The organism is Bdellovibrio sp. GT3 (genome assembly GCF_037996765.1).
Taxonomy (GTDB): Bacteria; Bdellovibrionota; Bdellovibrionia; order Bdellovibrionales; family Bdellovibrionaceae; genus Bdellovibrio.
The window spans coordinates 1,387,492-1,400,719 of the sequence record NZ_JBBNAD010000005.1; the positions used below are offsets into that span (position 1 = coordinate 1,387,492).

A 13,228-nucleotide genomic window follows, 5' to 3' on the forward strand; every position below is an offset into this window, starting at 1 on the left:
CAAAATGAGACACCAAATAGGGATCAAAAAATGACTGCTTACGGCTCGTCAGGGGTCGTAGATGTGCTCGCGCAAACGAGGCTTTCTTGATGAGCGTGACAGGAGAAAAGCTCCGTCTGGTTTTCATCATAACTTGAGATACGCCCATAGACATCAGCGCCCAACTGCCAGAATTTCAATTCATCGACAGGGCCTTTGCTGTAGTTCTCAAGCTGGTTGAATGCGGCATCATAGATCGCCAGAGCAGAGTGCTTTCCACCAGGCGTATAGTAAAAGCAGCGGGGCTCCTGGAATTTTAGGGCGCACCCTGAAGAGTCACAAATATAACCATTCATAACGATGTCGATGGTTGAGTCTGCGTGATAGATGGTGATCAGGTTTTCAGTCGGTTCGGATTTAATCGAAAATCCCACGAAGTTATTGGAAGGCTTGTTAAGTCCCTGATTGTTTTCCTTTGCATAGATCTGCAAGGCATTCAGAAGATCAGCACGGAATGATGACTCGGCGGCCACCGCATTTAATGTCAGAAAAAGCCCGCACAACAAAAGACAAAAAGAGTTTTTCATTTATGTTAGATCGGCTGTGAAAGGTCGAACTTAACTGGACGACTGTACTGTTGCAGAATGGGATTGTCAGAGCAGGTGTTATAAAGCATTCGAGTGAGACTGGTGAACTTATTGGGCCGGTACTATGCTGAGGTATGGCGACAATTCATCTGCTGGATAAGGAAAAAAACTTTTCGTTGGTTCTTGGCGGCCCCTTGTATCAGCTGCTAATCAAGTCCCGGCTTGCGAGTGCCGCTTCACAATTGCTCCGCAGGCGAGTATTGTTTTTCGTAATCATAACATGGCTGCCACTGGCTTTGCTTTCGCTGATTGAAGGCAATGCCTGGGGAAGTCAGGTCCGGGTGCCTTTTATCTATGATATCGAAATGCACATTCGACTGTTGCTGGCGCTGCCACTGCTGATTATATCTGAAATAGTTGTCCACAAGCGTATGGCTCCCGTGGTCAGTCAATTTGTTGAGCGTGGAATCATTCAGAAAAAAGATCGGGCCAAGTTCGATGCTGCCATTGATTCAGCCATGCGCTGGCGGAATTCGATTGCGGCGGAAGTGGTGTTGATTGCTTTCGTATACATCGTCGGAGTGGGTATAGTTTGGAGATCGCAATTGGCTTTGGATGTTTCCAGCTGGCATGGCATCGCCGATGGCGGGCAAATGCAGTTGTCCCTTGCTGGATGGTGGTTGGGGTTGATCAGTTTGCCATTCTTTCAGTTTCTTCTATTACGCTGGTACTACCGCCTTTTTATTTGGGCCCGGTTTTTGTGGCAGGTTTCACGACTTCATCTGAACCTCACGGCCCTCCATCCGGATCGTTGTGGTGGCTTGGGTTTCCTATCTGCGATGGGCTACGCATTTTCACCGGTCTTGTTCGCGCAGGGCACAATGCTGGCGGGATTGATTGCCAGTCGTGTGTTCTTTGCAGGAGCAAAGCTGCCGGAGTTCAAATTGGAATTGGCTGGTTTGGTGGGGCTGATGGTATTCGTCGTACTTGGACCGTTATTGGTGTTTGCTCCGAAGCTCGAAGAGGAAAGGCGCAAAGGCGCCCGCGCCTATGGAACTCTTGCTAGCAATTACATACGGGAATTTCAGCAGAAATGGATGATGGGTCAATCGCCAGATAAGGAAACGCTGGTGGGGAGTGCTGACATCCAGTCTTTGGCGGATTTGGGTGGCAGCTTTGATGTCATCAAAGAGATGAAAGTCTTTCCATTTAATCTGCGCACAGTGATTCAGTTAAGCATTGCAACATTGCTCCCGGTGGCCCCATTGCTATTAACAATGTTTTCACTCGAGGAGCTGTTGCAAAGACTGCTGAGCATGGTGCTTTAATTACTCCACCGTGCCCAGGCGAATTTCCGAATCCAGAACAATCGGCAGTTGTGCTTCGGCTGAAAGGCTTTTTTGCAAATCATAAAGCTCTTTCTGGCGAGGATACCTGGCAATCAAAGTTGCCAAGGTCTCTTGGGCGCGCAATCTGAAGTTACCCTGGGCCACGCGTGATTGCAGGGCTTGGGGCTTTAGTGTTTCTGCTCGGAACTGCCACATGTCCAACTGGAAGTTTTCATAAGGATGTAAGCCAGATCCCAAGTTCACCGCAAGGTCCGTCAAGCGTCTTTGCGATTCGATCAGGTCTGTGTAAGCCAGCTCGCGCTGACCATTTTGAATGTTAAGCGCTGCTCGTTGAATTTTGATACGAGCCCACATGAATTCGTAGGGAAACTCCTGGATGCCGTTCTGGGAAGACATTGATGAAGCTGTCTCCAGCAAACGCAATGTGCGATCAATACCGGCAACAGTCGCGTGATCGTGTTCGTTGGTCAGATATGCCTGAACATAATATTTCATCGAGTCGTACCAAGCGGATTTTGTTGAATCCTCCCAAGCCTTGGTGACGCCGATAATTTCAACCGGAGATCTTTGACCAGGACCCAGTAGGCGGAAGCCGACAAAGTGGGAGCGGTTGGTTGGATACGTTTCGCCCACACTCATCCACCATTCTTGACGGGCCGGGGCCATCACATGAGTGGCGGCAGTGTAAAGCTTTGTGGTGGTGCGCCCAAAGGCTCTTGGTCCCACAAGCTCGTCACTGTGACCGCTGAGGCGATTGATCACCCATTGCGCATCAACTCTGCCAAAATCCTGATTCAAGGTGCGCTCCACATGCGCCAGACGAGCACGTGTTTCAAGAGTTTTATTCAGACTGTACTCGTAACCTTCCTGGCTGGTTCTTAAACCCAGGAAGTGATTGCTTTGACCCAGAAATCTGTTTTTGGTTCTGCGCGCTACCACGACTGTGTCGCCACTAAGCTCAATAGACGCGGATTCATCCGTCTTTGCATCAGAGATAAAGAATGTCCAGGCGCCAAATCCTTTGCGAGATTGGATGATGGCGATGGCTTGATCCAAAGTGCGAGCCTTCAATAGTACTGAGTGTAATAGAAAGGGCGCGATATCGGATTGGCCGGGAGCATAGTGAATCTGAGTCCCTTCCGTTTGCAGCTCATGCAGGCTGACTGAAAGACCGTGATTATTGAAACCACTGATGCCGCCGGCATAGTGCAGGCCCGCCGATGCGATACCGACAGAAGTGGTGCCGTTTGGTTGGCGGTTGATAACAATAACCTGATCCTGTTCAAAGAATCCCAAAAGACCCGTGTCGAAGTTACGACCATGAAGAAGGGCCCCATCCATGGAGCTGCTCGCAGAAGCACTGATCCCTGTGCAGCCCATTTTGATTGCTCTTAAACCTTTTGCGAGGATTTTGAAGGGCTTTACCAGTGCACTCCCGATAAAATAGGGGGCGCAGGAAGCAAAAAGCTGCTTCTTCATTTTTCCCGGATCGTCCTCCAGCTGCCTTTGCATGGAGTCTGCAAAAATTGAAAACTCCACCATGTAGTTGCTTTCCTCAAAGTCTTTCCAGTCGACTTTGCTGCCCGCAGCTTTGAGTCCGCGATGCAGATTTCTAAGACCATCTTTGAACTCGTTAGAAACGCTGGCGCGATAGTTGTCGATCACGCAGTTTTTAATAAGCTTCAATTGATCTTTGGACTTTTTATCCAAAGAGGAGAAAGCACGTTCCGTGCGAATTTGAACGCCTTTCAGGACGCCGGCTTCGATTTCTTTGCGCAGGAAGTAACCATGAAAATAGGCCGTTTCCTTATAGCCGCCGGTCAAATCCAGTACGTGTACTTTTTTTGCTGTGCCGGGCGCCTGGCAGACGAAATGGCGCTGGTTTTGTTGTTGATTTTGCAAAATGCAATTGGCAAAAGCAGCTCCGGGAGCCAGTAACAGAATCATGATTAGCAGTTTCATAGAATCTCCATGGAAAGATAAACGGAAAAGCAGAAGAATCCGCAAGCTGCGACGACTTCAATTTTTCTTAAGATTTTTTTAATGGGACCGTGCAATCTGTTTAAGCTCCATAATAGAGCCATAAAGCTTGCCACAAAGGTCAGCACGTAGGTGGAAACACCCAGTAAAAGGGTGTTTGTTTCCAGCGCATGTGAAAACAGACCGGCATAGATAAACACCAGATGAAAATTAGAAAGCGTCAGAGCCAGGCTCTTTCTAAATCCCGTATCGGGGGTTTGGATCGAGGACGTCGGTGATTTGGAAAAGATCACGTGTACTGAAAAGATCAACAAAGCCAAAGCTGTTAGAAGTGTGAGCAGGTTTTTAAACCAATGCAGGTGCAACAAGGGACTGCGTAACAGGGCTGCTGCTAAAAGAATGTAAATAAGATCCCCCAGCAGGAAGCCTGCTATCGAGGACCACGGCCATGATCTGCGGGAGACCAGGCTGCGAATGATACTGAAACTTGCCGGGCCCAACGCAAAGGCGGAGAGGATCCCGGTGACAAACATCGCAAGAATCATTGTAAAGTCCCTGCTTGATCCAGATTTTGACGAATAAAGGACAGGTACTCCTCGGCCGTTTCAAAAGTCGTTTTCATTTTGAATTGACCACGGCTGCGATTTTTTTCGAAATACCCCTGAAGGTAGTCCGCATTCATGATTTGCACTTGAGCGGGACCCAGAACTCCGACTTCTCTGCAGTCGCTGTAGTCGCCGTTTATTCTTTGCATTTCTTTTTCCAAATTCTCGGCCAGAGTATTGGCGTCAACATTCGCATTACCAGCCACAAACAGAGTCCACATGTAAGTGGCTTTTCCATCTTCAGTGCCCGGAGACAGGAAGTAGTGACGTAGGTCCACGTTCAAGGACTTTTTGGTATTAAGGTAACAGTTCAGAATGTCATCATCGCTGACTTTTTCAGCAGCAAGGTTCATTCCTGTAGATTTTCTGCCGACGAACTCAAAAACCAAGTCGCCATTCACCAGATCAAAGCTGACCACGTCCTTCATGCAGTAGTGAATCATGCCGTTGGGTGTTCCTACATTCAGGAAGTAGGGCACACCCATTTCGATTTGGTGCAGTCCTAAATTTTGAGTTTTTCCTTCAAGCGGGGTGAAGGAGTAAAGCAAATCGGGATTCAGGAAGTAGCGTTGACGGCCATTCTCGTATTTCGCATAAGGCAGACCAATTGCAGCTTCTGTTGCGGCATAAACGCCGTAGTAGTTCAACTCGTGGCCGACCAGGCGGTCGATGCGGTCTTTGTACTGTTTGATGGGAGTTGCTGCATAAACGAAGACCTTTAGGTTCGGCCAAATTTCGTTGATGTGCTTTCTTCCGGTTTTTTGTAAAACTGCTTCGAAGATCGAGATAATGTACGTGGGAATACCACTTACAACTTGAATGTCTTGCTCGATGGATTCATTTATTAGCAATTCAATTTTCTTATCCCAGTTTGAAATCGCCAAAACCTCACGGCTGGGAAATGTGTTCTTTGCCAGAACTTTAGGGACTCTTGTGGAAAGAATTCCGGATATGTAGCCGAACTTGAACCCGTTTTGGGAATACAAATACGGATCAGAACCAAATGCCAGGCGACCGGCTTTCAGAAGGTTGAGATCGGGTTCCAAGGTGGAAATCTTACTGGCGATTCTTTTTTGAGATTTGATGAACATGCGGATCATGCGTTCGTTATAGGGCACACGTTTGGAGTCTTTACCGGAAGTGCCGGAAGAAAGACCAAAATAGTCGGCTTTGTCTTTAAAGAGAATGTCCTTATGACCAGCGGCAATCATATCCACGTAGGGCGCATATTCATCATAACCATAAACGGGCACATGATTGACGAATTCTTCATAGGAATTGATGTAGGCCAGGCGCAGATCCTTATAGAGGCGAGTGCCGGTCAGCGCACGTTTCATGCTTAGGAAATTGCTTTCCTGTCTTTCCAGAAGATCCTGATGATTTGTTGTCATTCTGGAACCGTAGGTTTTCAGGTAAGTTTGCCCCAGGGAATGGACGACATGATTTACTGCGAACATTAGGATCTCCTTTGTTTGAATAAAAGCAATCTATTCAGAAACAAAGTGTTTGTCCCGTGTTCGCGTTGACAGTATTGGGCACTTTCTGTCGAAATCGGGAGCTTTCATTGACAGAATTCGGGGAGAGTTGTCAAAATTGCTGTATGGCAACTCAATCCAAAGAAGAAATCTATTTTGCGGTCTGCAACGCTATCTTAAAGATGGAAGTGGCCAAGGGTCATTTGCAGTGGACTCTGTCTGATGTTTCTCGTGAATCCAATGTCACGCGTTCATTGATTTACTATTACTTTGGTAAAGAGAAGGACAGGGTGTTGGAGGAAGCCTATAAATTCGTTATCTCTCAGGTTTTCAATATCGAACGCGCCAAGAGCGTGGGCATTCGTGAGAGACTTCGGGATGTTTTGCGAGATGTGCAAAATATGCCGTTCCTGTTTGTTCTTTATTATTTGGAAAAAAATGCAGGAACCCAATTTGGCAAAATGATTCAGGAGGCAGAGGCCTTATTGCTGAAAGCCATGAAAATCGAATTCCCGGATCTTTCAGAAGTTCAGATTCTTGAAATTTACTTGAAGGAACTGGGCGCGATTGCCTATCAGTTGCCGCCGGATAAGGTCGAGAACCTTTTTGAAAATTATATTCCGGGACAGGCGAAGTAGGCCGGTCCCGGAATCCCATCATTTTAGTAAGACTTCACTTGCAGGTCGCCGGATCCTGACATGGCTTTCACACTGAATTTGGATTTAGTGTCGGTGCCAAATTCATTTTCCATTTTTCCAGCCATGGCCATGATATCCGCTCTGAACTTGGAGCCTTTCGGCAAAAGCAGAGTAGAGTTACCACTGCCATTCTTGAGTTCGGCTTGACCTTTTTCAGGCAGGCTTAAATATGTCACAGAAATATTTCCGCTTCCGGTGCCGACTTGGGAACTGCCCGTAGCACCTTTGATTTCGATGTTGCCTGAACCGGCTTTGCCATCGATCTCGTTGAACTTGCCATCAGCAACGAGGCTGCCGTTCCCGACTTTGAAATCAAGTTTGCCCTCGGTGCCTTTGGTGTGAACATTGCCATTGCCGTTCTTGATATCCAGATTCACCATTTTTGGCACTTGCACTTCCAGATCCACAACACAATTAGTGGAGCCTTGGCGTTTTACTTTTACATCAAGTTTGTCACCACTTCGTTCCGCATTGACCTTACAGGCTTCCGGGGAGGTATTTTTGGTGATAGTGACTGTTGATTTGGGTGAATCAACGGTATTGATTTTAATGTCGCCAATGTGATTCTCAATCACCACTCGGCTTAGTCCCTGTGATTTGAACTCGCGGGAATCAGCATAAGCATGGCTCGCCAATGCGCAACCCGCAAATAGGATTAGTTTTTTCATTGAGCACTCCTTGTTATGCAATAAATCTGGCATCCAAGGTGGGAATAGTGAAACTAAATGTCTTTCAAATGTCGAATCACGGTATGTGGTTTAGCAATAAAAAAGGCAGGGAGGGCCTGCCTTTTTTTATATTCAAATTAGAATCTTTCGATAGCAAAGACGCCACGGCATCCATGGTCTACCCAGATGGAGCTTCCCACTAGGCCGAAGGAGCGATTTTCTTCGCAGCGAGCTTTGGATTGTTGTCGTGCTAAATAAACGCGACGGATTCCGCGAGGGTCGATGTAGCAAGTGTTGTAACGGTTGCCTTGGGATTCGCAAGTTACATACTCGATGGTAGGTTCGTGACGAGGTGGAGGTGGTTGTGGACGAGGATTCGGGCCACCATGACCAGGGCCGTTACCTGGACGGCCATAGCCAGGGCCATGCCCAGGACGACGATCGTCTTCTCTTCGGTCATCGCGACGATCACCGCCCCGGCGATCGTCGCCGCGACGGTCATCCCGACCAGGGCCACGAAAGGAATACACCTCTTCAGACTCAGAATAATTAAAATCATAGGCGTGAGCACTTTGTGCGATGCTACCAAGAACGATAAGTGCCATTAATACATTTTTCATTTAATCCCCCAAACTTAGTGGTGTTCTTTTGACGTAACCGTCAGTTGCTTGGGGACTATTGCGAAGCTTGTGCCACAAGTTTCGGAGCCATATCGCACCGTAAACTTCGTGTCGCTAAATGCTTAGGTGCGCTGAATTATTGTCGTATGTAATCAAAATTTCCCCAGGTGGCTTCGGGACGCTTCGCTGGAGTGGTGCCATCATGTGTGGAGTCAAAATAACCGAAATTTAAAGTGCCCTGAACGACGTTCAATTGGGGAATACTGTATGGGGCAATATAGTAAATGTCATATTGAACAGTCCCGACGGGCGCCATTGTGGAGGTATCACATGTTCTGCCGGCAACGCTCTTTGCGACTCCCAGTGACCAGTCGCTATAACCGCAATATGTAGCAGCATTGTAGTTTGTGACCAGCGTGGCGTCCAGGGGCGTGAGGTTCATTGATCCAAGGGTCATATCTAACTCTATAGAGTCGGAAGTCGCGAGTTTGTCGCCGACTAAGTATGTGCCGGTATTGTCAATTTTTATCAGTGAAGATGCGCAGGACGAGGAGCCGTAAACCGTCATGCTTTGGGTGAAGTTTCCGCCACTGAAGCTCGCGGTATTGATTTGGTAGGTTGAGTTGGATCCCGAATAAGAGCAGCCGGTTTTCCAGGTTCCACCTTCAAGCGCACTGGAAGGAAGCAACTCCTCTTTCATGCAGCCCATTAATAGCAGGGAAGTGCTTAATAAAAAAATAGTAGTTTTCATTGAAAACTAATCGGAGTTTATAGTTATAAACTTAAAACAATTTATTTTGACTGAAGCAAGATGAAGCGGCTAAGTGATATGACGCTTTTGCAAGCTTGCGCACAGGGCGACGCCGCCCAGGATGACGTACCAGAGGGACAGGATCCACAATGTCAGGATTGGTATCGCAGCGAAGGACCCGTAGATTTTATTGTAGTTAAAGACTCCCACAGCAACGAAGGCGAAGCCTTTGTGCACTCCGAACATACCCGCAGCCGCAAGTAGTGAACTGACGAAAGCGGAGCGCCAATGAACCGGAAGATCAGGCACCAGTTTGTAAATCAGGAACAAACTGCCAACCAAAACAAAGCCGTTGGTAAAACCACCCGGCAAAAGTTTGCGGACCACCTGGAATTGATCCAGGGTATTGAAGCCCACATAGATCGCCAGAAACACCGGAATCAAAAGAATAAGGACCCATTGATAAATCAAACGCTTGTAGAAGGGGCGGGTGTTCTTGTGATTCCAAACACGGTGAATGCCGACTTCCATGTCATGCAATAGACGCAAAGAAGTCAGAAACAAGAAAATCGCACCCGTCGTACCGACTTTGCCGGCATTGATGTTTTTAAGAAAAATGCGCAGCCATTTGGTCAGATCACTGCCGGCGGCTTCCCGCAGGTTCATCAGCAGGAAGAACTCCACCTTCGGATACAAGGCTTCGAAGCCGCCAATGGACTGAAAGGTGGCGGTCACTACCGCCAGAAACGGAACCATCCCGACAATCGTCGAAAAGGAAAGGGAGCTCGCCACCAATGCCAATTCACCATCCTGCATCTGCTGGACGGTGTCCTTGATAACACCCCATAGGTTTCTGAAATTTCTGGATACTCTTGCGATCATGGTTGTCCCGTTTCTTTTTTAACCATAGCGGTTAAATTGGGAAAAGGGCATAAAAAAAGGGATACCGAGCTGGCATCCCTTCAGGAAATTACTTTGTTAAGCGTCGTATTTACTATTTGCTAGCAACACGGTTTTTGGATTTTTTCTTTTTCTCGTCTTTGCAGAAAGCGATGTCAGGCTTTTTCGCTTTTTTGCCCATCTTAGCTACCTTTTTGCAATCCACTTTGGCTTTTTTGCCAGCAACTGCTTTGCCTTTTCCTTTGTCTTTTGCCTTGGCTTTCGCCAGGGCTTTTTTCTCGGCTTTGCAATATGCTACTTCAGGCTTTTTGGCTTTCTTGCCTTGTTTCGCTACCTTTTTGCAGTCGATTTTAGGCTTCTTGGCTGCGACCTTGTCTTTGCCTTTTTTGGCAGGCAGGGACTTGGCCATCTTTTTCGATTTCTTCGGAGAATCGTAGGAAGAAGACGTGTTGTAAACCTGTGGCTCATCTGGAGCTACATTGGCAATTGCCGGTGTCGGCTCACCCTGCCAGGAAGGAGCGGAGCGATCCATCTCTTCGTTCACTGCTGCTTGCGGCAGGTTTTCAGAATCACCGGCATGGTTTGCAGCAGGACCCTGGGTCTGTGCTGCCAGATCGCCAGCTGCTTCTGCCACGTAGGGATCAGCGTGATTTGAAAGCTCGGCACCATCTTCTGCTGCCGCCGCGGATGCTGTTTCTTCAGCAGCCGGTGGTGTCACCAGATTTGCTGATTCAGAATCCTGCAGTTCCAATGGATCTGTCGGTTTTGCTTGTTCTTGTGTGGCTGGAGCCTCTTCGGACCCCATCATGGATTTCACTGTCGCGCAGGAAATCATGAATGAACTGAGTGTTGCTAGTACCAGTAAATTTCTCATCGCTGTCCCTCTCGTAAATGTTATCAGCATAACAACACTATCGGCGGGATTTTTGATAAACAAAACGCTGTTCTCAAAATAGAGCGTTTCCAATTGGGGCGTTCTGGAACCTCATGGAAAACAGAATAAAAGTTCGTCAGTTACAGCCAGAATCGTTTTTGAACCGCAAAGTCATGGCCGTTTCTTTCGATGATAGCGGCGTCACAATAGGGATCGTGCTCAAAGAATAGATACCACTTGCCGTCGGCAGCTTCGCCTAGGTGTTTGGTTTTTTCTTCCATCAAAACCAGGGGCTGCAGATCATATCCCATCAACCACGGGATTTTCACGTGAGTGCTGGTGGGGACCATGTCCGCGCAATACATCAATGTATTGGATCCATCGGTGACTTTGATAATCTGTTGGGACTGTGTGTGACCATTGGAGATCACACAGGATATGCCCGGAATAAAGTTTTCTGTCGGACCATCCAACAGCTTCAAGACTCCGGAGTCAATCAATGGCTGAAAGTTGGCAGCGTAGTAGCTGGCTCTTTCACGCAGGTTGGGGTGGCTGGCAGTGTCCAGGTTTCCTTTTTGCGCCCAGTAGGTTGCATTGGGAAAAGTAGGAACCAGTTTGCCGTTGCTTTCAGTCACTCCGCCGCCGGCGTGATCAAAATGGAAATGGGTGATGATCACGTGGTGAATATCCTCAGGATTGACTCCATGGAACTTTAGCGATTTCAAAAGTGACGGACCATTTTGATCCATGCCGTACATCTCGGCAAATTTGTTACCAAGTTTGTCGCCGTACTTGGCTACAAAGTCAGCGCCATTGCCAGTGTCGATCAGAACGTTGCAACCTGGGGATTTTAAAAGTAAACCGCGGGCTTCCATCTGAATGCGATTTTTGTCGTCAGTGGGATTGGTTTTTTCCCATAAAACTTTAGGTACGGTGCCAAACATCGCACCACCATCAAGGCCGAACAAACCTGTAGGAACCGGGCAGACTTCAAAAGGACCGATTTTTAGATTTTGTTTTTCAACTACAAAACTACTCTGCGGAGTTGTCATCACCTGGCTCCTTGGTGTCGATGTCGCTTTCAACGGGGAAAGCTTCAGGGTAAAAGCTCATCACCCAGCTCTTATAAGCAGCATACACCTCTTCGATAGGGCCTGGGGGATGAACGGGACCTACGTGCAACGTCAGGCGGCCTGGTTTGGCAAAAAATTGCCCCTTAGGCCAGAGATCCGCATTTCCTTCAAGATATGTGAACAGAATCGGAGTCTGAGTTTTCTCTGAAAAAATAGAGACGCCTCGTTTGAATTCCTGAACTTTTCCGGTTTTAGATCGTGTGCCTTCAGGAAAAATGATCAACCACATGCGGGGAAGTTCCGTCAGAAGTTTCAAGATCAAATTCACCGCTTCACCCTTGCGATCTTTGCGATCGATCGGGATGGCGCCCAGGCAGTGCTGAGAGAAAAACATAAACAGGGGATTTGAAAAGAAGTAGTCCTTGGCCGCGGCGATGTAAACACTCAGCCAATAGCGGCGGGGAATCGAAGCGGTCAATGATACCGCATCCAAGTGGCTGGCGTGATTGCTGATGATGATCAGCTTGGGATGTTTTTCATAAATGGTTTTAAACGGCACGCCTGTGACTTTAAGGCGGATATAAAATTTAAAGATGATATTTTTCAGGATCAGGGACCACAAAAAACGCATGCACACACTGAAGAAATCCAGGTGGCGGGTAAAAAGCGGCAGATGTTTCAGATAAGATGGCAGTTTGGTCCACTGCTCGTTTTCGTAATCCCAATCCCTCATAGCAAAACCGTCATCACGTAATAATAAATCGGTGCAACAAAGATCAGACGATCCACGCGGTGAAGGAAATCACCACGGCCAATGATGAAAGGTCCCATGGTCTTCATGCCGGCGTCACGACGAACAACTGTCATCACCAGGTCTCCGACAAAACCACCCAACGCCGCGATCAGACCCGATGCCAGCCAGTATTTTTCAGATCCATCCGGCAACAGGAAGCGCATGCAGCCTGCAAGGAACAGAGTCAATGCGATAGAGACCGCGGTACTGCCCACAGTACGGCGAGGATTGATGGACGGGAACATTCTCCAGCCACCGATATAACGTCCCACTGCCAGATTGGTGTTGTCGCAGAATTCGGTCAAAATGATCAAATACATCAGCTGGTAAATCCCATTCGGGAATTTCATGATCAGCCCCAGATGCATGAAGGACCATCCAAGGAAGATGAAGGCCAGCAAAGTCAGGGACATGTATTGAATCATGCGCTTGTAAGAGTTGCGAAACAGGGGAACCAGGCAGGCCGCCATCAGCACGATCATCGGCATGACGTTGTAGATGTCGACCCGGTCAAAGTAGATACAGGCAGCCAGGCCCACAATGCCGGCATAACAAATCAAGACAAAGTTGCTGCGATGGAACATCCCCATGATCTGAAAAAAGATCTTGGCGCCCAGGATAGCCAGCAAGGTCAGACACACCAATGGCCATGGAGTTGGCAGACCCATGACGATAAACATTAACGGAGCCGCAATCAGCCAGCTTTTGATGCTGGCCCAGGATTGAACGAAATAGTAGTTCTTGTTACGGAAAAAGAAAACGATCGTACCAGAGGCAAAGATGATTGAAAGAACAATCAAAACCGTTTGACGGTAAATGTGCGATTCCCATGCGGCTGGAATATTCAGAGTGATGGGAAGTTGAAAGTCCATGGAG

The 13,228-nt window shown here is 47.8% G+C and carries 14 protein-coding genes; 2 read left to right on the plus strand and 12 right to left on the minus strand.

What is annotated here, in order from left to right:
* Nucleotides 1-38: 38 nt before the first annotated feature.
* The gene (locus AAAA73_RS14195) at nt 39-566 is read right to left on the minus strand and encodes a hypothetical protein (protein ID WP_340599128.1); all 528 of its coding nucleotides are present in this window, start codon (nt 564-566) and stop codon (nt 39-41) included.
* Between the two features lie 134 nt (nt 567-700).
* Between AAAA73_RS14195 and AAAA73_RS14200 the strand changes: the two genes are divergently transcribed.
* Nucleotides 701-1,894, plus strand: a complete 1,194-nt coding sequence (locus AAAA73_RS14200; RefSeq protein WP_340599129.1) for a hypothetical protein — start codon at nt 701-703, stop codon at nt 1,892-1,894.
* Here the strand turns inward: AAAA73_RS14200 and AAAA73_RS14205 are convergent, their stop codons facing one another.
* The 3 genes from AAAA73_RS14205 to AAAA73_RS14215 are packed head-to-tail and all read right to left on the minus strand — an operon-like array spanning nt 1,895 to nt 5,957.
* Nucleotides 1,895-3,877: a C45 family peptidase gene (locus tag AAAA73_RS14205; protein ID WP_340599130.1), complete on the minus strand. Its 1,983-nt coding sequence runs from the start codon at nt 3,875-3,877 to the stop codon at nt 1,895-1,897.
* Complete coding sequence (locus AAAA73_RS14210; RefSeq protein WP_340599131.1) at nt 3,874-4,440, minus strand: LysE family transporter; 567 nt, start codon at nt 4,438-4,440, stop codon at nt 3,874-3,876. Before AAAA73_RS14210 ends, AAAA73_RS14205 begins: the two co-directional genes overlap by 4 nt.
* The gene (locus tag AAAA73_RS14215; RefSeq protein ID WP_340599132.1) at nt 4,437-5,957 is read right to left on the minus strand and encodes a GH3 family domain-containing protein; all 1,521 of its coding nucleotides are present in this window, start codon (nt 5,955-5,957) and stop codon (nt 4,437-4,439) included. Before AAAA73_RS14215 ends, AAAA73_RS14210 begins: the two co-directional genes overlap by 4 nt.
* Before the next feature lie 143 nt (nt 5,958-6,100).
* On the opposite strand from AAAA73_RS14215, the gene AAAA73_RS14220 reads away from it, so the two are divergent.
* Nucleotides 6,101-6,613, plus strand: a complete 513-nt coding sequence (locus tag AAAA73_RS14220) for a TetR/AcrR family transcriptional regulator (protein WP_340599133.1) — start codon at nt 6,101-6,103, stop codon at nt 6,611-6,613.
* Between the two features lie 23 nt (nt 6,614-6,636).
* Here AAAA73_RS14220 and AAAA73_RS14225 read toward each other — a convergent pair whose 3' ends face one another.
* The 8 genes from AAAA73_RS14225 to AAAA73_RS14260 form a co-directional block, all read right to left on the minus strand.
* Nucleotides 6,637-7,341, minus strand: coding sequence for a hypothetical protein (locus AAAA73_RS14225; RefSeq protein ID WP_340599134.1), 705 nt, complete (start codon nt 7,339-7,341; stop codon nt 6,637-6,639).
* Nucleotides 7,342-7,478: 137 nt separating this feature from the next.
* Entirely contained in the window at nt 7,479-7,961 is a 483-nt protein-coding gene (locus AAAA73_RS14230) for a DUF3011 domain-containing protein (protein ID WP_340599135.1), read from the minus strand.
* A 136-nt stretch (nt 7,962-8,097) separates the two neighbouring features.
* Nucleotides 8,098-8,712 (minus strand): hypothetical protein, encoded by a 615-nt coding sequence (locus AAAA73_RS14235; RefSeq protein ID WP_340599136.1) that lies wholly within the window; start codon nt 8,710-8,712, stop codon nt 8,098-8,100.
* Between the two features lie 69 nt (nt 8,713-8,781).
* The gene (locus AAAA73_RS14240; protein WP_340599137.1) at nt 8,782-9,594 is read right to left on the minus strand and encodes a YihY/virulence factor BrkB family protein; all 813 of its coding nucleotides are present in this window, start codon (nt 9,592-9,594) and stop codon (nt 8,782-8,784) included.
* Nucleotides 9,595-9,706: 112 nt separating this feature from the next.
* On the minus strand, nt 9,707-10,486 hold the full coding sequence (locus AAAA73_RS14245) for a hypothetical protein (RefSeq protein WP_340599138.1): 780 nt from the start codon (nt 10,484-10,486) through the stop codon (nt 9,707-9,709).
* Between the two features lie 140 nt (nt 10,487-10,626).
* Entirely contained in the window at nt 10,627-11,538 is a 912-nt protein-coding gene (locus AAAA73_RS14250; protein WP_340599139.1) for an MBL fold metallo-hydrolase, read from the minus strand.
* On the minus strand, nt 11,519-12,292 hold the full coding sequence (locus AAAA73_RS14255) for a lysophospholipid acyltransferase family protein (RefSeq protein ID WP_340599140.1): 774 nt from the start codon (nt 12,290-12,292) through the stop codon (nt 11,519-11,521). The genes AAAA73_RS14250 and AAAA73_RS14255 overlap by 20 nt, the downstream gene beginning before the upstream one ends.
* Nucleotides 12,289-13,224 (minus strand): phosphatidate cytidylyltransferase, encoded by a 936-nt coding sequence (locus AAAA73_RS14260; protein WP_340599141.1) that lies wholly within the window; start codon nt 13,222-13,224, stop codon nt 12,289-12,291. Before AAAA73_RS14260 ends, AAAA73_RS14255 begins: the two co-directional genes overlap by 4 nt.
* Nucleotides 13,225-13,228 lie beyond the last annotated feature (4 nt).

Excerpts from the sequence above, each read along its gene's own strand:
- AAAA73_RS14195 (WP_340599128.1), bottom strand. The coding sequence starts at position 566 with ATGAAAAACTCTTTTTGTCTTTTGTTGTGCGGGCTTTTTCTGACATTA.
- AAAA73_RS14200 (WP_340599129.1), top strand. The coding sequence starts at position 701 with ATGGCGACAATTCATCTGCTGGATAAGGAAAAAAACTTTTCGTTGGTT.
- AAAA73_RS14205 (WP_340599130.1), bottom strand. The coding sequence starts at position 3,877 with ATGAAACTGCTAATCATGATTCTGTTACTGGCTCCCGGAGCTGCTTTT.
- AAAA73_RS14210 (WP_340599131.1), bottom strand. The coding sequence starts at position 4,440 with ATGATTCTTGCGATGTTTGTCACCGGGATCCTCTCCGCCTTTGCGTTG.
- AAAA73_RS14215 (WP_340599132.1), bottom strand. The coding sequence starts at position 5,957 with ATGTTCGCAGTAAATCATGTCGTCCATTCCCTGGGGCAAACTTACCTG.
- AAAA73_RS14220 (WP_340599133.1), top strand. The coding sequence starts at position 6,101 with ATGGCAACTCAATCCAAAGAAGAAATCTATTTTGCGGTCTGCAACGCT.
- AAAA73_RS14225 (WP_340599134.1), bottom strand. The coding sequence starts at position 7,341 with ATGAAAAAACTAATCCTATTTGCGGGTTGCGCATTGGCGAGCCATGCT.
- AAAA73_RS14230 (WP_340599135.1), bottom strand. The coding sequence starts at position 7,961 with ATGAAAAATGTATTAATGGCACTTATCGTTCTTGGTAGCATCGCACAA.
- AAAA73_RS14235 (WP_340599136.1), bottom strand. The coding sequence starts at position 8,712 with ATGAAAACTACTATTTTTTTATTAAGCACTTCCCTGCTATTAATGGGC.
- AAAA73_RS14240 (WP_340599137.1), bottom strand. The coding sequence starts at position 9,594 with ATGATCGCAAGAGTATCCAGAAATTTCAGAAACCTATGGGGTGTTATC.
- AAAA73_RS14245 (WP_340599138.1), bottom strand. The coding sequence starts at position 10,486 with ATGAGAAATTTACTGGTACTAGCAACACTCAGTTCATTCATGATTTCC.
- AAAA73_RS14250 (WP_340599139.1), bottom strand. The coding sequence starts at position 11,538 with ATGACAACTCCGCAGAGTAGTTTTGTAGTTGAAAAACAAAATCTAAAA.
- AAAA73_RS14255 (WP_340599140.1), bottom strand. The coding sequence starts at position 12,292 with ATGAGGGATTGGGATTACGAAAACGAGCAGTGGACCAAACTGCCATCT.
- AAAA73_RS14260 (WP_340599141.1), bottom strand. The coding sequence starts at position 13,224 with ATGGACTTTCAACTTCCCATCACTCTGAATATTCCAGCCGCATGGGAA.